General features: G+C 53.0%; 17 protein-coding genes and 2 tRNA genes. 17 read left to right on the top strand and 2 right to left on the bottom strand.

The genetic code is table 11. The features are described 5' to 3' along the window. Window position 1: 1 nt before the first annotated feature. From aroF to BLW97_RS09220, 17 genes are all read left to right on the top strand, one after another. A complete protein-coding gene (gene aroF / locus BLW97_RS09300) occupies window positions 2-1,018 on the top strand; it encodes a 3-deoxy-7-phosphoheptulonate synthase (RefSeq protein ID WP_010638097.1) in 1,017 nt (338 codons plus the stop codon). A gap of 1 nt (window position 1,019) precedes the next feature. After that, a complete protein-coding gene (locus BLW97_RS09295; RefSeq protein WP_077218343.1) occupies window positions 1,020-1,901 on the top strand; it encodes a prephenate dehydrogenase in 882 nt (293 codons plus the stop codon). Further along, complete coding sequence (aroA, locus tag BLW97_RS09290; protein WP_075323636.1) at window positions 1,901-3,202, top strand: 3-phosphoshikimate 1-carboxyvinyltransferase; 1,302 nt, start codon at window positions 1,901-1,903, stop codon at window positions 3,200-3,202. The genes BLW97_RS09295 and aroA overlap by 1 nt, the downstream gene beginning before the upstream one ends. Further along, window positions 3,199-3,879: a (d)CMP kinase gene (gene cmk, locus BLW97_RS09285; RefSeq protein ID WP_075322979.1), complete on the top strand. Its 681-nt coding sequence runs from the start codon at window positions 3,199-3,201 to the stop codon at window positions 3,877-3,879. The genes aroA and cmk overlap by 4 nt, the downstream gene beginning before the upstream one ends. A gap of 80 nt (window positions 3,880-3,959) precedes the next feature. After that, entirely contained in the window at window positions 3,960-5,672 is a 1,713-nt protein-coding gene (gene rpsA, locus BLW97_RS09280; RefSeq protein WP_010638104.1) for a 30S ribosomal protein S1, read from the top strand. A gap of 134 nt (window positions 5,673-5,806) precedes the next feature. Then, on the top strand, window positions 5,807-6,109 hold the full coding sequence (locus tag BLW97_RS09275; RefSeq protein WP_010638105.1) for an integration host factor subunit beta: 303 nt from the start codon (window positions 5,807-5,809) through the stop codon (window positions 6,107-6,109). After that, window positions 6,110-7,270 (top strand): tetratricopeptide repeat protein, encoded by a 1,161-nt coding sequence (locus BLW97_RS09270; protein WP_010638107.1) that lies wholly within the window; start codon window positions 6,110-6,112, stop codon window positions 7,268-7,270. It abuts the gene before it with no gap. Next, entirely contained in the window at window positions 7,267-7,965 is a 699-nt protein-coding gene (pyrF, locus tag BLW97_RS09265; RefSeq protein WP_242947786.1) for an orotidine-5'-phosphate decarboxylase, read from the top strand. The genes BLW97_RS09270 and pyrF overlap by 4 nt, the downstream gene beginning before the upstream one ends. Window positions 7,966-8,009: 44 nt before the next feature. Then, a complete protein-coding gene (gene pyrE, locus BLW97_RS09260) occupies window positions 8,010-8,597 on the top strand; it encodes an orotate phosphoribosyltransferase (protein WP_075322977.1) in 588 nt (195 codons plus the stop codon). 73 nt (window positions 8,598-8,670) lie between these two features. Next, entirely contained in the window at window positions 8,671-9,948 is a 1,278-nt protein-coding gene (tig, locus tag BLW97_RS09255; protein ID WP_242947785.1) for a trigger factor, read from the top strand. Window positions 9,949-9,997: 49 nt separating this feature from the next. Beyond that, window positions 9,998-10,645 (top strand): ATP-dependent Clp endopeptidase proteolytic subunit ClpP, encoded by a 648-nt coding sequence (gene clpP / locus BLW97_RS09250; protein ID WP_288009908.1) that lies wholly within the window; start codon window positions 9,998-10,000, stop codon window positions 10,643-10,645. Between the two features lie 19 nt (window positions 10,646-10,664). Next, window positions 10,665-11,939 carry an ATP-dependent Clp protease ATP-binding subunit ClpX gene (gene clpX, locus BLW97_RS09245; RefSeq protein WP_075322975.1) on the top strand — a complete coding sequence of 425 codons (1,275 nt, stop codon included), beginning with the start codon at window positions 10,665-10,667 and terminating at the stop codon, window positions 11,937-11,939. 87 nt (window positions 11,940-12,026) lie between these two features. Further along, window positions 12,027-14,462 carry an endopeptidase La gene (gene lon, locus BLW97_RS09240; protein WP_024892766.1) on the top strand — a complete coding sequence of 812 codons (2,436 nt, stop codon included), beginning with the start codon at window positions 12,027-12,029 and terminating at the stop codon, window positions 14,460-14,462. Window positions 14,463-14,740: 278 nt separating this feature from the next. Beyond that, a complete protein-coding gene (locus BLW97_RS09235) occupies window positions 14,741-15,013 on the top strand; it encodes an HU family DNA-binding protein (RefSeq protein ID WP_024892767.1) in 273 nt (90 codons plus the stop codon). 12 nt (window positions 15,014-15,025) lie between these two features. After that, window positions 15,026-15,101 (top strand) — tRNA-Val (locus BLW97_RS09230). Between the two features lie 10 nt (window positions 15,102-15,111). Then, window positions 15,112-15,188: transfer RNA gene (locus BLW97_RS09225), tRNA-Asp, on the top strand. 165 nt (window positions 15,189-15,353) lie between these two features. After that, window positions 15,354-16,922, top strand: a complete 1,569-nt coding sequence (locus BLW97_RS09220) for a peptidylprolyl isomerase (protein ID WP_031568473.1) — start codon at window positions 15,354-15,356, stop codon at window positions 16,920-16,922. A gap of 20 nt (window positions 16,923-16,942) precedes the next feature. Here BLW97_RS09220 and BLW97_RS09215 read toward each other — a convergent pair whose 3' ends face one another. Beyond that, a complete protein-coding gene (locus tag BLW97_RS09215; RefSeq protein ID WP_242947783.1) occupies window positions 16,943-17,836 on the bottom strand; it encodes a L,D-transpeptidase family protein in 894 nt (297 codons plus the stop codon). A 1-nt stretch (window position 17,837) separates the two neighbouring features. Further along, window positions 17,838-17,969: transposase (locus tag BLW97_RS19095; RefSeq protein ID WP_143214904.1), on the bottom strand; the 132-nt coding region annotated here is incomplete at its 5' end.

Below are 17,969 nucleotides of genomic sequence, written 5' to 3'. Positions count from 1 at the left end.
CATGATCGTCATCGTCAAACCACAAGCAAGCGCAGAGCAGATGGAACAGCTGCTTGAGCGGATTCGCCAATTCGGCCTGCAGCCTATGGTCAGTACCGGCTCGGAACGGACCGTGGTGGGTCTGCTGGGCGACGAACGCTTGTTGCCGGAAGGCGCCCTGGAATCCTTACCCGCAGTGGAACAGGTTATGCCCATTCTCAAGCCCTATAAGTTGGTCAGTCGTGAATTCAAGTCCACCGATACCATCGTTGAGGTGCGGGGAATTCCCTTTGGTGGTAAACAAATCCAGATTATTGCCGGCCCCTGTTCCGTAGAAACGCCGGAACAGATGCGCAGTGCTGCAGAGGCCGTGAAAGCCGCTGGATGCCGTCTGATGCGCGGTGGTGCTTTCAAGCCGCGTACCAGCCCATATACCTTTCAGGGTGTTGGTGATGAGGGCCTGGACTATTTCCGGACGGCTGCTGATGCAGTGGGCCTGCCTATTGTTACCGAATTGATGGATGTCCGAAAAATCGACCTTTTTCTGGAAAAAGGTGTGGATATTATTCAGATTGGTACCCGCAACATGCAGAATTTTGATCTGCTCAAGGAAGTGGGGCGTCTGGATGTGCCGGTCATTCTCAAACGGGGCCTCAGCGCCACGGTCAAAGAATGGTTGATGGCAGCGGAATATATCGCCGCCCATGGTAATCACAAAATCATTTTTGCCGAGCGGGGCATCCGTACTTTCGAGACTTCCTACCGGAATGTGCTGGATGTCACGGCTATTCCGGTACTCAAGAAGGAAACCCACCTGCCAGTGATCGTCGATCCCAGCCACGCTGGTGGTAAGTCCTGGCTGGTTCCGGCACTTTCCAAAGCCGCCATTGCCGCTGGAGCCGATGGCTTGCTGGTGGAATCTCATCCCTGTCCGGAAGAAGCCTGGTGTGATGCCGATCAGGCACTCAGTCCTCAGCAGTTGATGACCTTGATGGATGATTTGCATAAAGTTGCAGCGGCCATAGGGCGCGAACTGTAAGATGCCGGAGATTCCCTTTCAGCGGGTGGCCATAGTGGGCCTCGGGCTGATGGGTGGCAGTGTTGCCAAGGCCTTGCGCGCTGTGGGGTATGAGGGTCAAATTAATGCCGCGTTGCCCAGTGCCGCTGCCGTAACCGCTCTGCGGTCCAGTGCAGAACCTTGGGGGATTGAACTGGGTCATCAGTTGCCGGAGGTATTGGTGGATGCCGATCTGATCCTGCTGGCCACTCCGCCCAAAGTCTTACTGTCCCAGCTGCCAGAGGTTGCGCGCTGGGCAGACCCTGCTGCGGTAATAACTGATCTGGCCAGTACCAAAAATACTATTGCCTGCCGGGCTACGGAAATTTTCGGGGCGCGCTTTGTACCGGGTCATCCGGTGGTCGGCAGTGAAATGACTGGCTTTCCGGCGGCGCGTGAAGACTTGTATCGTGCTGCACAAGTGGTTCTTACGCCACTGACAGGCCGGACGGATGAGCTGGCGCTGGACAAAGTCCGGCAGTTCTGGATGGCCTTGGGTGCCGGGGTGCAGGAAATGTCGCCCCAGGCTCACGATGCAGCGCTGGCAGCTACCAGTCACCTGCCGCATTTGTTGGCATATATCTATTTGGCCGGACTGGCGCCGCAGTTTCCCGGTCTGGAAAATCTGGCGGGTGGCGGTTTGCGAGATTTCTCGCGCATTGTCGATTCAAACCCCGCACTTTGGGCCGACATTCTGCAGGAAAACCAGCAGGCAGTCCGTCAGCAACTACAACAGTTCCAGGATAACCTGCGTCTGGTGGAACAATTGCTGACGGACGAAGCGATACCTGATCTGCAGACCTGGCTGGAGCGTGGCAAAACGGTTCGCCAACAATTTCATTTTCCACCGGTGCTTTCTGAATGATTACCCGCTACCTCGTCAAACCTGGCAATGCGCTCAAAGGCCGCTTCCCTGTTCCGGGAGATAAGTCCATTTCCCATCGCTCCGTCATTCTCGGTGCCCTTGCCGAAAACGTGACCGAAGTAGAAGGGCTCCTGGAGGGCGAAGACGTACTGGCAACCATTGCGGCATTTCGGGCCATGGGGGTCCAGATGGAAGGACCGGTAAATGGCTACCTGCGCATTCATGGAGTGGGTCTGCATGGCCTGAAAGCACCGCAAGTCCCGCTGGATTGTGGTAACTCCGGCACGGCCATGCGTCTCCTGTCCGGAGTGTTGGCCGGGCAGGCTTTTGCCAGCACCCTGGTGGGTGATTCGAGTTTGCAGAAGCGCCCCATGGGTCGGGTTTTGAAACCACTTACGGCCATGGGTGCGGATATTCAGTCGCAAGACGGTAAAGCGCCCCTGCATATTCACGGCAAGCCCTTGCAGGGATTGCATTATGAGATGCCGGTTGCCAGTGCCCAGGTGAAATCCGCTGTATTATTGGCGGGTCTATATGCCCGGGGCGAAACCTGCGTCACTGAACCGGCACCTACCCGGGATCATAGTGAACGCATGTTGAAAGGTTTCGGCTATGCGGTATCCCGACAGGAAAATCGGGCCTGCCTGGAGGGTGGCGGTCAGCTCACCGGGCAACGCATCCAGGTACCCGGCGATATTTCTTCGGCAGCTTTTTTTCTGTTGGGTGCCAGTATTACCCCGGGTTCGGACCTGCTGCTTGAAGGGGTAGGCATTAATCCCACCCGCACCGGAATCATTGAAATCCTCACCCGGATGGGCGCGCGGATAGATTTGACGGCCCTGCGCGAAATTGGTGGTGAGCAGGTGGCGGATATCCGGGTACGTTATGCCCCACTGCAAGGCATTGAGGTTCCTCCCCATTTGGTGCCTTTGGCTATTGATGAATTTCCGGCCCTGTTTATTGCTGCCGCCTGTGCAAAAACGCCCAGTATCATTTCCGGGGCTGAAGAATTGCGGGTCAAGGAAAGTGACCGCATTGCCGTGATGGCGGCCGGTTTGCGTGCTCTGGGCGTTGCGGTGGAAGAACGGCCTGACGGGGCGGTGATTACGCCTTCGACGCTCTGTGGCGGGCAGGTCGATAGCCATGGCGATCATCGCATTGCCATGGCTTTTGCCATGGCCGGGCAGGTGGCCTCCGGAGATGTTGAGATAGTGGATTGTGCCAATGTCGCCACCTCTTTTCCCGGTTTTCCGGCGCTGGCGCGTCAGGCTGGACTGAACCTGGAGGTTCTCGCCTCATGAGTCTGATTCCCGTAGTGACGCTGGATGGGCCGGGCGGCGTTGGTAAAGGGACATTGGGACGCATGCTGGCGCATGATCTCGGCTGGCACTTGCTGGATAGCGGGGCTATTTATCGTGCTCTGGCGCTGGCGGCAGATCGATCAGGAATCGCAAAAGATGATGAAGCCGGCCTGGTTCGGCTGGCGCTGGAATTGCCCTTGCGCTTCCGGGGGGATGGCAACCAGACCCTGGTGCTGTTGCACGATGAACCGGTGGACGAGGCTATTCGTACCCCACAGATCAGCGCCCTGACTTCGCAAATTGCTGTTATCCCGGCGCTGCGTGCGGCTTTGTTGCAGCGGCAAAGAGACTTTGCCCAGTCTCCGGGTCTGGTGGCCGATGGCCGGGATATGGGTACGGTGGTTTTCCCGGAAGCGGTCTTGAAAGTTTTTTTGACCGCCAGTGCCGAAGAACGTGGTAAACGACGCCTCAATCAGTTGATGGAACAGGGGATTAGTGCTAATCTCGCGAGCGTTGTGGCGGAAATTGCAGAACGGGATGCCCGGGATCAACAACGCAGTGTCGCGCCGCTCCGGCCCGCTGCGGATGCCCGAATTTTGGATACCAGTGCGCAAACAGTCGTCGAAACCTATACGGTCTTGCAGGCGTGGGTAAAAACCGCGTTGCAGGAGAATTGAAACCGCCATTGATTTGGCATTGAGCTGTAATCAAAAGGGACACCCACGGTGCTCCCGGTACATGAGGCCTATTGAAATTTATGACCACCCCTAACGCTGAAATGCTTGTTGAACCCAGTTTTGCCGAGATGTTTGAAGAAAGCCAGAGTACCCAGGGTCTGAAGCCTGGTGAGTTGCTCACCGGCATTGTCACCCGCGTGGATAATGATTTTGTCATCGTCGATGTCGGCCTTAAATCCGAAGGACCCATTCCTGCCGAGCAGTTTCGCAATGCCGAAGGTGAAATCGAAGTCAAGGTCGGTGACTCGGTGGAAGTCTGTCTGGAACTGGTCGAAGATGGTATGGGTGAAACCCGTCTTTCGCGTGAAAAAGCCCGGCGTGCCAAGACCTGGGTCGATCTCGAAAAATCCTTCAATGACAATGAAGTGGTACATGGCTTCCTGACCGGTAAGGTCAAGGGCGGTTTCACCGTCAGCATTGATGGTGTCCGCGCCTTCCTGCCAGGTTCACTGGTGGATGTCCGTCCGGTGCGTGATGTGGCTTATCTCGAAGGCAAAGATCTCGAGATGAAAATCATCAAGCTGGATCGCAAGCGTAATAACGTGGTGGTGTCCCGTCGCGCCGTGGTTGAGCAGGAACAAAGCGCTGAACGTGGGGTGTTGCTGGAAAGCATCCAGGAAGGTGCCATCCTCGACGGTGTGGTGAAGAATCTCACCGATTACGGCGCATTTATTGATCTGGGTGGAATTGATGGTCTGCTGCATATCACGGATATGGGTTGGCGTCGCGTCAAACATCCCAGCGAAGTGGTTACCGTTGGCGGCGAAGTGCGTGTCCTGGTCCTCAAGTTCGACCGCGAAAGGGGTCGTATTTCTCTGGGCATGAAGCAGTTGGGTGAAGACCCGTGGCGTGACATTGCCCGTCGTTATCCCGAATCCACCCGCATTTTCGGTAAGGTCACCAATGTCACCGATTATGGTGCCTTCGTTGAAATCGAAGAAGGCGTGGAAGGTTTGGTGCACGTTTCCGAAATCGACTGGACTAATAAGAACATTAATCCGGCCAAGGCCCTGCATGTCAGTCAGGAAGTGGAGGTGATGATTCTTGATATTGACGAAGAGCGCCGCCGTATTTCTCTGGGTATCAAACAGTGTCTGCCTAATCCATGGGATGATTTTGCCCAGAACTTCCAGAAAGGCGATCGGGTCTCCGGCCAAATCAAGAGCATCACCGACTTTGGTGTATTTGTGGGTCTGGATGGTGGAATTGACGGCCTGATTCATCTTTCCGACCTGGCCTGGGATCGTACCGGTGAAGAAGCTGTGCGTGATTTCAAGAAAGGCGATACGCTGGAAGCTGTGGTGCTCAGCATTGACCCGGAACGTGAACGTATCAGTCTTGGCATCAAGCAGATGGAAACGGATCCTTTCATTCAATTTGTCGTCGCCAATGAAAAGGGCGCGCTGGTAGAAGGTGAAGTCATTTCCGTAGACGGTCGTGGCGCGGAAATTCGCCTGGGTGAAGGGGTTGAAGGCCACCTGCCGCAGCGTGAGTTGAACAAGGGCCAGACCCTGGCTGCGGGTGACAAGATTGAGGTGGCCATTGCCGCCGTAGATCGTAAAAACCGCACCTTGACCCTGAGTACCAAGGCGCGTGATGTGGCCGTAGCTCCAAGCGCTGAAGAACAGGCGGCTGCTACCCAGCAGTATGCCCGCAGCGCGGCAACAGGTACCACCAGTCTGGGTGACCTGATTAAAGAGCAGCTCAAGCGCAAGCAGGAAGAAGAGGGTTAATCGCGAAACGGCTCTCGGGATGCCCTCTAATTGAGTATCCGGGGAGCCACTTTTTTTGGCGTCAGGCCGAGGTTCTTGCCGTCTGTCGTTTTTATGGTTTTCCAATCAGTGCTTATTTGAAGAAGCTAAAAATCATGACTAAATCTGAATTGATCAAAAACATCAGCGCCCAATACCCGCAGCTCAGTGTGCGCGATATTGAAATGGCCACCCGCCATATGCTGGATTACCTCAGTGATGCACTTGCTGAAGGTGAGCGCATTGAAATTCGTGGCTTCGGCAGTTTTTCCATGCATGTACGTCCGGCTAAACAGGGGCGTAATCCCAAGACCGGCGAATCGGTCATGGTGCCGGAAAAGCGGGTTCCACACTTCAAACCGGGTAAGGAACTGCGCGAGCAGGTCGATTATCCGGAGAATACATCCGGCAAAGCCTGATTGACCATTCTGGGCGTGGATTCTGCGGTTGTCCTCGTCCTGGGGATAGTATCAGGCTTTGCTGCCCTGCTGGGCTTCTGGCTGGGCCGTACCCAAAAAGCCCCCGCTGGCAAAGCCATCCCTCAGGTTTATATTCAGGGCCTGAATTACCTTCTGAGTGAACGTCAGGACGAAGCGGTAGAGGTTTTTCTGGAAGCCTTGCGCCAGCACCCGGAAAGTGTCGATATTCTCCTGGCCCTGGGCCGTCAGTTTCGCCGACGTGGCGAGTTGGAAAGGGCATTACGGGTACATCAGTACTTGTTGGAACAGCCAACCCTGGCTGAGGAGCTCAGGCAAAGTGTGCTGTTTGAAATTGCCCGCGATTATTTGAAAGCCGGAATTCTGGATCGGGCAGAAAGCATTCTCAAGGAATTGCTCGAAAGTCAGCCCGCGCATACCGAAGGGCTTGCCACGCTGGCGGAACTCTATGAATTGGGTAGTGAGTGGGCTTCCTCTATTGCCATTCGCAAGCGTTTACTCCAATCAGGAATGTCCGAACAGCAAAAGGTAATTGCCTTGTTGTACGGTGAGCTGGCCGAAGAAGCGTTGCGCAGTGGGGATCAGTCTCAGGCACAGAAGTATCTGAATGCTGCGCGCCGGGAGGTTCCCGACAATCCGCGCGCACTGATGATTGCCGGGCGTCTCGCCTTTGACAAAAAAGATTGGCAGGGTGCTCTCAAATACTGGGATAAATTGCTGGCACTACCGGCTGACTCGGCGATTTTACTGGTGCTGGAGCCCTTTCTGCAGGTTTTGCAGCACTTGGGGGGCCAGCAGCAGGATCATCTGCAGCGTTTGCAGGATCACTGTCGTTCGCCGCTGGCCATTAAACGCCTGGCAGAAGCTTTGCAGAAAATAGAGGGACAGGCAGCTGCCAGTAGTTTTTTGCGCAATATTCTGATCAAAAAACCTGATCTTCGGGTATTTCAGCTGTTGTTAAGCATGGACCCGAACGCTCCGGAAACGGAGCTGATCGAAAAAATGGCCCTGGCCGTGCGTCAGTGGCAACTGGAACCTGAACTGTTTCATTGTCAGTCTTGTGGTTATCAAAGTACGCAGTATTACTGGCGCTGCCCCAGTTGTCGCCAATGGGGTGTCTTTTCAGGAGAGGAAAAGCTGTGAAATCACCACTTATTGTCGCGCTGGATTATGCAGATACGGCATCAGCATTGGCTATGGCTGAACTTTTGGATCCCCGCCAATGCCGGGTCAAGGTGGGCAAGGAACTCTTTACGGCATCCGGACCCAAAGTGATTGAACAACTTCAGAATCGGGGTTTTGAGGTGTTTCTGGATCTCAAATTTCATGACATCCCGCAGACCGTGGCCAAAGCCTGTCAGGTTGCCGCCCGCTTGGGGGTGTGGATGCTCAACGTGCATGCCAGTGGGGGGAAGGCCATGCTGGAGGCCGCGCGGGAGGCTGTTGATGGGGTGACGGCTTCCGGGCCTCAGCCGCTGCTGATTGCGGTGACGGTATTGACCAGTCTGGATGCCGATGCCCTGGCGCAGCTGGGTGTGCATGACTCTGTTAAGCTACAGGTAGAAAGGTTGGCCGCGCTCAGTGCAGAGGGTGGTCTGGATGGACTGGTCTGTTCTGCGCAGGAGGCTTCCCGACTCAAACAATTGCATCCGGAGTTTTGTCTGGTGACCCCCGGTATCCGGCCCGCCCAGCATGGTGCCGATGACCAGAGGCGGACCATGACGCCTGGAGCCGCCCTGGCGGCGGGTTCAGACTATCTGGTCATTGGCCGCCCCATTACTGCAGCGTCGGATCCGGCAGAAGCTTTGTCTGCCCTGTTGGCTGCTTGCGCGGGATAATGTGTCCCATTTTATAAAATCAGACTAATGGAGAAACAAACTCAGTGACAGCAGATGAAGTAGTGGATTTATACAAAAATGATGGTGCCTTGTTACAAGGACATTTTTTATTGTCCTCTGGCTTGCACAGCGATACCTACTTGCAATCTGCAAAAGTGTTGCAGAACCCAGAACATGCAGAACGCCTCTGTGTCGCGATGGTTGCCGGTATTCCAGAAGCAGTCAGGAAGCAGATCCGTTGTGTCGTGGGGCCAGCCATGGGTGCCGTATTGGTTTCCTATGAATGTGCCAGAGCGCTGGGGGTACGCAGTCTTTTTACCGAACGTGAAAATGGTCAGATGGTCCTGCGCCGGGGCTTTGCTTTATCTCCAGGTGAAGGGATATTGGTCGTTGAAGATATTACCACGACAGGTGGATCGACCCGTGAATGCATTGCTGCGGTAGAAGCAGCGGGTGGCAAGGTACTGGTTAGTTCTGCAATTATTGATCGTAGCGCGGGCTTCCAGTATTTTGATGATATTCCGTTTTATCCACTCCTGCGTTTGCCGGTGCGGACCTGGTCCGTTGAAGATTGTCCGCTCTGCGCGGCGGGTGGTGTCCCGGTGAAACCGGGCAGTCGGGGGCTGCGTTGACCTTGAGGGGCGGCGGGCTTGTGTTTATGATGGGTGTTTAGGCTTAGACAAAATGAAAAACAAGGATCAGTTCATGCAAATTTCCACACCGGAGGCTGCGCCTCTGGAACGCCACATTCATGTGACCATTCCTGCCAGTGAGGTGGAAAGTGGTGTCACGCAACGTTTACGTAACAAGGCCCGCTCAGCGCGTTTTCCGGGATTCCGTCCGGGCAAGGCACCATTGGCTATTGTTGAACGCCATTATGGTTCAGATGCCCTCATGGAAACCTTTGACCAGCTGATTAATGAGCGCTATTCCCAGGCCGTCCGTGAACAATCCCTGCGTCCCGTAGGGCGTCCCGAAGTGCAGGTTGAAAAAGGCGGACGCGGAGAAGACTTCGTGTTCACGGCGGTTGTTGAAGTCTATCCTGAATTCGAACCGCAAATTCCCACGGCTACGGTGATTCGCAAGAGTGCCGTTGTTACGGAAAGTGATGTAGATGCCACGATTGATATCATGCGCCAGCAGCGCCGTTTTTATGTTAAAACCGAGCGTGCGGCACAAAATGAAGACCGGGTTACGGTAGATTTCCAGGGACTTATGGATGGTGAGCCCATGCCCGGTGGCGATGTGGTGGATTATCAGGTAGTCCTGGGCGCCGGACGGCTGCTCCCTGATATTGAACAGGGCCTCATCGGGCTTTCTGCCGGTGAAGAAAAAAGTGTTTCTGTACAGTTTCCTGCGGATTATCATGTGGCAGAACTGGCGGGCAAAAATGCCGAATTTCATCTCCAGGTCAAGGAAGTGGCCGAAGCACAGTTGCCTGAATTGAATGCCGAATTTGCTCTGGCGCTGGGTATCGAAGATGGTGATGTTGCCGTCCTGCGTCAGGAGGTCAAGGAGAATCTGGAACGCGAAGCCCAAAGGCTGAGTCATGCCCAGGTGAAATCGCAACTGCTGGATCTGTTGGTCGAGAGTAACCAGCCAGACCTGCCCAAACAAATGTTGGCCCGGGAACTGGAACAATTGCAGAAAGACCCCAACGCCAGTGCTGCTGGAGACCTGGAAAATATCTCCAGGCGCCGGGTAGTGCTCGGTCTGGTCCTCAGTGAAGTGGTGCGCCGGGAAAAGCTGCAGGCCAGCCCTGCCGAAGTGACGCAAGTCATTCGTGACATGGCCGAGCAATATGAGGATCCCGACCAGTTTGTGGCTTGGTATCGCAGCAAACCGGAGCAGCTGGAACAGGCAGAAGCCATGGTGCTGGAGGATAAAGTGGTGGCATGGCTTCTGGAGCGTGTTAAAGTGACCGAAGAGTCGGTGAACTTTAATCAGTTGATTGGCCGTTCTCCGGCAACCCCGGCGGCGTAAATCGAGTATTCAGACGAATGTGGCAGCGTCCCTTAATCGAGGAGCAGCAATGATGTGGAAACAAGCAGGAGAACCAGTTACGTCCGCCCCCCAGGGTTTGGGATATGTTCCGATAGTGGTGGAACAAACGGGTCGTGGTGAGCGGTCGTATGATATTTACTCCCGCTTGCTGAAAGAACGGGTTATTTTCATGGTGGGTCAGGTGGAAGACATGATGGCCAACCTGGTGGTAGCCCAGCTGCTTTTCCTGGAAGCGGAAAATCCTGACAAGGATATTGCTTTGTATATCAATAGCCCGGGCGGGTCTGTGACGGCAGGGATGGCTATTTACGATACCATGCAGTTCATTCGTCCCAAGGTGAGCACAGTCTGTATTGGCCAGGCCGCCAGTATGGGCGCCGTGTTGCTGGCCGCTGGTGCGGAAGGCAAACGCTACGCATTACCCAACGCCAGAATCATGTTGCATCAGCCTTCCGGTGGTTTCCAGGGGCAGGCGCATGATATCGAAATTCACACCAAAGAGATTCTGCGCATTCGTGAACGTCTGAATGATATTCTGGTCCACCATACTGGACAGAGTCGCGAACGCATTGAGCAGGATCTCGACCGGGATTTTTTCATGTCGGCCGAAGAGGCCCAAACCTACCATCTCGTCGATGCCGTGATTACCCATCGCGGCGATAACGAGACCGCCTGAAGCAGGCAGGAGAACAGCTATGGCTGGAAAGCATGAGGGAAGTGGCGAAAAGACCTTGTATTGTTCTTTTTGCGGAAAAAGTCAGCACGAAGTCCGGAAACTGATTGCTGGACCATCGGTATTCATCTGCGATGAATGCATAGAACTGTGCAATGATATCGTCAAGGACGAGATCCTGGATGATCTGCGCGGTGATCAGCCGGATAAGCTTCCGAAACCCATGGAAATACGCAAGACCCTGGATGATTATGTTATTGGTCAGGAAAGTGCCAAAAAAGTGCTTTCCGTGGCGGTGTACAATCATTACAAACGTCTGGAGCATGGTGGTAAGGACAATGAAGTAGAGCTTGATAAAAGTAATATTTTGTTGATTGGTCCGACCGGTTCCGGCAAGACCTTACTGGCCCAGACTTTGGCGCGCCTGTTGAACGTGCCCTTTGCCATGGCCGATGCCACGACCCTCACCGAAGCCGGCTATGTCGGTGAGGATGTGGAAAACATCATTCAAAAACTACTGCAGAAATGTGATTATGACGTCGAGAAAGCCCAGACGGGAATTGTCTATATCGATGAAATCGACAAGATCACCCGCAAATCTGAAAACCCTTCCATTACCCGCGATGTATCGGGAGAAGGCGTGCAGCAGGCTTTGTTGAAACTGATTGAAGGCACCGTTGCCTCGGTTCCTCCTCAGGGTGGTCGTAAACATCCACAGCAGGAGTTTTTGCAGGTGGATACCCGTCACATTCTGTTTATTTGCGGGGGTGCGTTTGCGGGCCTTGAAAAATCCGTTTCTTCCCGCATCGAAAAAGGCGGTATGGGCTTTAACGCGCCCCTCAAAAAACGGGACAAAGATGCTACTGCCGCCATGCTCATGCAGAATCTGGAGCCGGAAGATCTGGTGCGCTATGGGTTGATTCCCGAGTTTGTCGGACGTTTGCCCATATTGGCACTTCTGGAAGAGTTGGACGAAGAAGCGCTCATGTCCATCCTCACTGAACCCAAAAATGCCCTGATCAAGCAATATCAGAAAATGTTCTCCCTGGAGGGCGTTATCCTGGAGTTCCGTCCAGAGGCCCTCAAGGGGATTGCCAAAAAGGCCCTTGCGCGGAAAACCGGTGCTCGCGGCTTGCGCTCCATCCTTGAGCAGATTTTGCTGGACACGATGTACGAGCTGCCTTCCATGACCGGCGTCAAAAAAGTGGTGGTGGATGCTGCGGTGGTGGAAAGTGGCGGCAAGCCGCTTCTGGTTTATGACGATGCCATCAAGGTAGATATGTCTCATCCTGCCTGATACAAGCTGGGGGCGCGTTGAAAACTCGACCATGCGCCCCAATCTGCTTTCCTAATGATGGTTATCATCGAATTTCTGGAGTGAACCGTGGCGCAAATAGATAAAAGTCTCCTGGTAGAAGAAGAATCCCTGATGGTGCCCGTGCTTCCGTTACGGGACGTGGTGGTTTTCCCATATATGGTGATCCCGCTTTTTGTAGGTCGTGCGAAGTCTATCCGCGCACTGGAAGAAGCCATGTCAGGAGAAAAACAGATCCTGCTGGTTTCTCAAAAAAATGCGGCTGATGATGATCCCCAGCCGGAAAATATTTATCGTATCGGGACCTTGGCGACCATTTTGCAGTTGCTGAAACTGCCGGACGGAACGGTCAAAGTCCTGGTGGAAGGTACGGACCGGGCCAAAATCGTCTCTTTTTTGCCGGCTGACGAATCACTGCGCGCCCAGGTTCAGGTAGTGGTCAGTGGTGCTGCCAATGATCGTGAACTGGAAGCGCTGATGCGTTCAGTCAGCGCGCAGTTTGAGTCCTATGTAAAGCTCAACAAAAAAATCCCGCCAGAAATTTTGTCTACCCTGGCCAGTATGGATGATCCGGCGCGACTGGCGGATACGGTGGCTGCCCATCTCAGTCTCAAGCTGGAAGAAAAACAGGATATTCTCGAAAAAGCAGATACGCGTGTGCGGCTGGAACACCTGCTGGGCATGATGGAATCCGAAATTGATCTGCTGCAGGTAGAAAAGCGGATTCGTGGACGTGTCAAGCGGCAAATGGAAAAAAGCCAGCGCGAGTATTATCTGAATGAGCAGATGAAGGCCATCCAGAAGGAGCTCGGCGATCTTTCGGAAGAGGGTGGTAGTGAGCTGGATGAGCTCGCCCGTAAAATTGAAAAAGCCGGAATGCCCAAAGATGTGCGGGCCAAGGCGGATGCCGAATTAAAGAAGCTACGGATGATGAGCCCCATGTCTGCGGAAGCGACGGTGGTACGTAATTACATTGACTGGCTGGTTGGTGTTCCTTGGCGTAAACGCAGCAAAATTACTAAAGACCTTAAGCGTGCCAAGGCCATCCTCGATGCCGACCACTATGGTCTGGAAGATGTGAAGGAGCGGATACTGGAGTATCTCGCTGTGCAGGAACGTGTGGGTAACAGTCGTGGCCCCATTTTGTGTCTGGTTGGTCCGCCCGGTGTTGGTAAAACCAGTTTGGGCCGCTCCATTGCGGAAGCAACCAATCGCAAATTTGTGCGGATGTCTCTGGGCGGAGTACGTGATGAAGCGGAAATTCGCGGACATCGGCGGACTTATATCGGCGCATTGCCGGGAAAAATTGTCCAGAGTCTGGCCAAGGTGGCAACCCGCAACCCGCTGATGTTGCTGGATGAAGTCGACAAAATGGCGATGGATTTTAGGGGTGATCCGGCTTCGGCACTGCTTGAAGTGCTCGATCCGGAGCAGAATGCCACTTTTAATGATCATTACCTGGAAGTGGACTTCAATTTGTCCGAGGTGATGTTTGTTACTACAGCTAACACCCTGAATATTCCGGCACCTTTAATGGATCGTATGGAGGTCATCCGGATTTCCGGTTATACCGAAGATGAAAAAATCCATATTGCCACTAAGTATCTGCTCCCGAAGCAAATCGAGAAAGCCGGTCTGAAAGACGGGGAGATGCAGGTTTCGCAAACCGTAATTCGGGACATCATCCGTTACTATACACGCGAGGCGGGGGTGCGGAATCTTGAGCGGGAGCTGGCGCGCATTTGCCGTAAAGTCGTCAAGGAGCTCCTGCTGGACAAGAAGCGCACTAAAATTCAGGTATCTGATCGTAATCTGGACAAATATCTGGGTGTTCGGCGTTTTGATTTTGGCAAGGCAGAAAAAGAAAATCGTATTGGTGAAGTCACCGGCTTAGCCTGGACGGAAGTCGGGGGTGAATTGCTGAGTATTGAGGCTGTGGTTGTACCGGGTCGGGGTAAACTGCTGATTACAGGCAAACTCGGTGACGTCATGCAGGAGTCCATTCAGGCGGCTATGAGTGTGGTGCGTGCCAGATCGCGTGCGTTGGGTATTCCGGCTGACTTTTATCAGAATCGGGATGTCCATATTCACGTTCCTGAAGGTGCGACCCCCAAAGATGGCCCCAGCGCCGGCATCGGCATGGCCACGGCTTTGGTTTCTGCGCTGACCGGTATTCCGGTCAAGGCTACGGTGGCCATGACGGGTGAAATTACTCTCCGTGGTGAGGTTCTGCCTATTGGGGGCTTGAAAGAGAAACTGTTGGCAGCACATCGCGGGGGCATCAGTACGGTGATGATTCCTGCTGAAAACGAAAAGGATTTGCAGGAAATCCCCAAAAACGTGCGTGATGCACTCACGATCAAGCCGGTACGCTGGATTGACGAAGTGTTAGCGATTGCTCTGGAGACGTCACCAACACCATTGCCTGATGATGGAGAACCTCTACTGGGTGTTGTACCGCCAGTTAGTGGAGATAACGCGGAAGATAAAGCAACAGCCCACTAGATTACTGTTATCAGCCTCTGGGAATATGATTATTCTCAGAGGCAGTATTTTGTTCTGCTATCAACTTGTACTGTTATAATTTGTCATTGATTAATACGTAGACAGTCGCTAAATCACGACGAATATTGTCAGATAGATAGGGTCTAACATGTGAAATCATTTGTAGATTTTGTTGGTGATCTTGACAAGTGTTTTTTTACCCTGCTATAACCTCTACTAGCATTAGCTGATTCGTAGTTTTACAGAAGTGTCTGGGTCTATAACAGGAGAAAGAAATTATGAACAAATCCGAATTGATCGAAAAAATTGCAGAAGAAGCAGGTGTTACGCGTGCCGCCGCAGGACATACCCTGGATGCCGCTATTAAAGTGGTTACTGCTGCCTTGAAAGAGGGTGATCAGGTCACGCTGGTAGGTTTTGGTTCTTTCCTGGTTTCTGAACGCGAAGCGCGTAAGGGTCGGAATCCTGCAACAGGTGCAGAAATCATGATTGCCGCCAGTCGCACACCTAAATTTAAAGCTGGTAAAGCATTGCGTGATGCAGTAAACTAGCGCGTCTGGTTTGGGCGGTTAGCTCAGTTGGTAGAGCGTCGGCTTTACACGCCGAATGTCGGGGGTTCGAGCCCCTCACCGCCCACCACCAATTTATTGGGGTGGTAGTTCAGTTGGTTAGAATGCCGGCCTGTCACGCCGGAGGTCGCGGGTTCGAGCCCCGTCCGCCCCGCCAAATGAAGAAAGGCGCCCTCGCAAGCGGGCGCTTTTTTATTTTTAATAGCAGAAATTCTCTGCTGCGCTTTAATCGTATCCAAGTTTAATTCGTGGTAAGAGTGGCTTTCATCAACCAGTAAAGTGGTCATATATACCGGAGCACCGTTTCGCGAGGATTGTAATTATGATGGATGTATTTCGTAATTTTGGACAATCATTTATTGCCAAAATAATTATGGTACTCATTGCGTTGTCTTTTGTCCTCTGGGGCGTTAGCGGCTATTTGATGTCCGGTAGTTCCGGACCTGCGGCTGTAGCCTCTGTAAATGGCCAAAAAATTACCGAAGCGGTGTTTCATAAGCGCTTGGAAGAAGCGCAAGAACGTTATAGTCATGTTTTTGGAGCAGCAACGGCTGCTAAAATGGCACAGCAGAGCAGCTTTGCCCATGATGTACTGAATGGATTGATTGATAATATATTATTGGGTACCGAAGCCGGACGCCTGGGTTTACAAGTTTCGGATACGGCCTTGGCCAAAAAAGTAGAAGCCATTCCTGCTTTTCAGGAAAAGGGCGTTTTTTCCAAGGCAAAATACCAGAAATTATTAGCCGCCAACGGAATGACACCTGCACAATTTGAAGGTATGTTGCGCGAAAGCATGCGGCTGGAGCAACTTCAGGTTATTCCTCAAATTATTGCCAGTGCTTCTGATCAGGCAGCGACTGAAGTATGGGGTTGGTCGCAGGAATATCGGGATATCAAGACAGTGACCATCACTGATGCGCATTTTGCTGAGCAAGCCAAGCCGGATACGGCGGAAGTGCAGTCATTTTATCAGTCGCACTTATCTGAATTTCATTTGCCTGCTGAAGTTGAAGTGCACTACGTAGTTATGGGACCGCATAATTTCCTTGGCGCGAACCAGGCATCGGCGAAAGGCGTTACTGCAGCGGCTGCTTCCGGAAGTAAAAATTCAGAACAGGCTGATCAGGCTGCTGAAAATGCTTTTCAGGCCCAGGTTGAAAACTTCAAGGATCGCCTTTTCAGTAGTCCCGATGGACTTCAGTCAGTGGCGAAAGCATATCACTTAACCATTGAATCGAGCGGGCAGCTGACTGCTGGAAAACAAGCATCCAGTGGTCCCTTTTCTGATCCGAAAGCATTGGATCTGGCTTTTAGCAAAGCCGTATTGGCTGGTAAAAACAGTTCGGCCCTGACTTTGAAAAATGGAGATTTGCTGGCCGTTCATCTGCTCCATTATACCCCGGGTAGAGCCCAGACTTTAGCAGCAGTCAAAAATCAGATTGTGGCGCAATTAACGGCAGAAAAAGCCACGCAACTGGCTAAAAGCAAAGCAGAAGCCCTGCTGGCTTCGGCCAGGAAAGCCGGTAAGGTAGAGGTGTTGACTGCGGATGGTACTTATCCTGTCCAAGTCCATTTGAATGTCACCCGGAAAGATGCGCGGGGTTTGTATCCGACTTTGCTGAGCGCAGCATTTGATGCCCCAGCTCCTATAAAGCATATACCTTCCATGGGGATGGTTCGTGGACAGAATGGCTACACAATATTTGCGGTGACTCAAGTGATGGCGCCTTCTTCAGTAGCCGTCAATCCCAAGGTGACGGCAGAAATTCGTGCCTCGCTGGAAGAACAACGGGGAAGATTGTTGTCGGCAGCTTATTTGCGTGATCTGCGCGATCATGCCAAGGTAAAAATCGACGCTGCGAAGCTCGCGGCTGCTACCAGCCAATAATTATCGGTAAAGTATTGACGTTAATGATTCGCGTCTGAAACGCTCGTTTCCACCAGTTGCAGATGTACGCTAAGTGCTGTGGATTTGGCAGCGATTTCTCGATAAGCCAAATGGATGGGTTTAATGTTCAGGGGTTGTTTCAGGTATTTGCTTCCTGGCGGATCCCAGGGGCCGATCGCAGCGTGGCTGACGGTAACGGGTGTTCCATAATGGATGAGTCCGTACACTTTGTGTGCCGCGCTTTTGGGAAGCTCGACGCAGCCCGCACTTTGTGGAAAGCCGTAATTGGCCCGGGGATAAAAATGTACGGCACGGCCTCTGTCGAAATAATTGACCCAACGGATATCCGGGTCATCATAATGTTGGTATTCCACCCAGTGGTGATGATAGCGCGAATAATGCACGGACTGGAGGGCATAACCTGCCGACTTCGCGGCTTCATATAAGCGTATTTGCGCGTGGGATACTGGTATGGGAAAGCGGCCAACCATGGCGGTATGGGTATCACGGGCATAAATCGGCCAGGTCCCATCCGGAGTGGCATGCATGACGCCGGTATTGGCTTTGCTCTGGAAAATCCAGCCATGTCCGCCCATAAACAAATGAATTTCTTCCGGGCGGGGAAATTTGGTCACCAGAATCCAGGTCCAGGGATCCGGATCAGTTTTTTTTGCGTGTAACAGGGCTTTTTCTATGTTCAGGGGTAATCCACGTATGCCCATTCCGCCAGGTACTATCGGCAGATTATGCACAGCTTCGAACTGGTACAAGGCACCCAGTACCAATGGATTCCAGGGATCTTGCCAGGAATCCGATGCGGCAAGGGCCTGCAAGGCACGCGGGATTTTAAAGCGCCACTGGTAAGTTTTATGGATATGACCATGCACGCCCAGATAATCTTGGTTCCTCGTCATTTCAAGTGGGTAGCCTGAGATCCAGCTTGCCCAGGATCAGGTAGGCCATGTTGATAAAGTTCTTGTGCGTGCGGTAACCCCGAGCCTTGGCCTTGGCGGATTGAATGAGGCTGTTGAAACCTTCCAGAATTCC

Source organism: Acidithiobacillus albertensis (assembly GCF_001931655.1).
Classification (GTDB): Bacteria; Pseudomonadota; Gammaproteobacteria; order Acidithiobacillales; family Acidithiobacillaceae; genus Acidithiobacillus; species Acidithiobacillus thiooxidans.
This window is presented reverse-complemented; position numbering and strand designations above follow the sequence as displayed.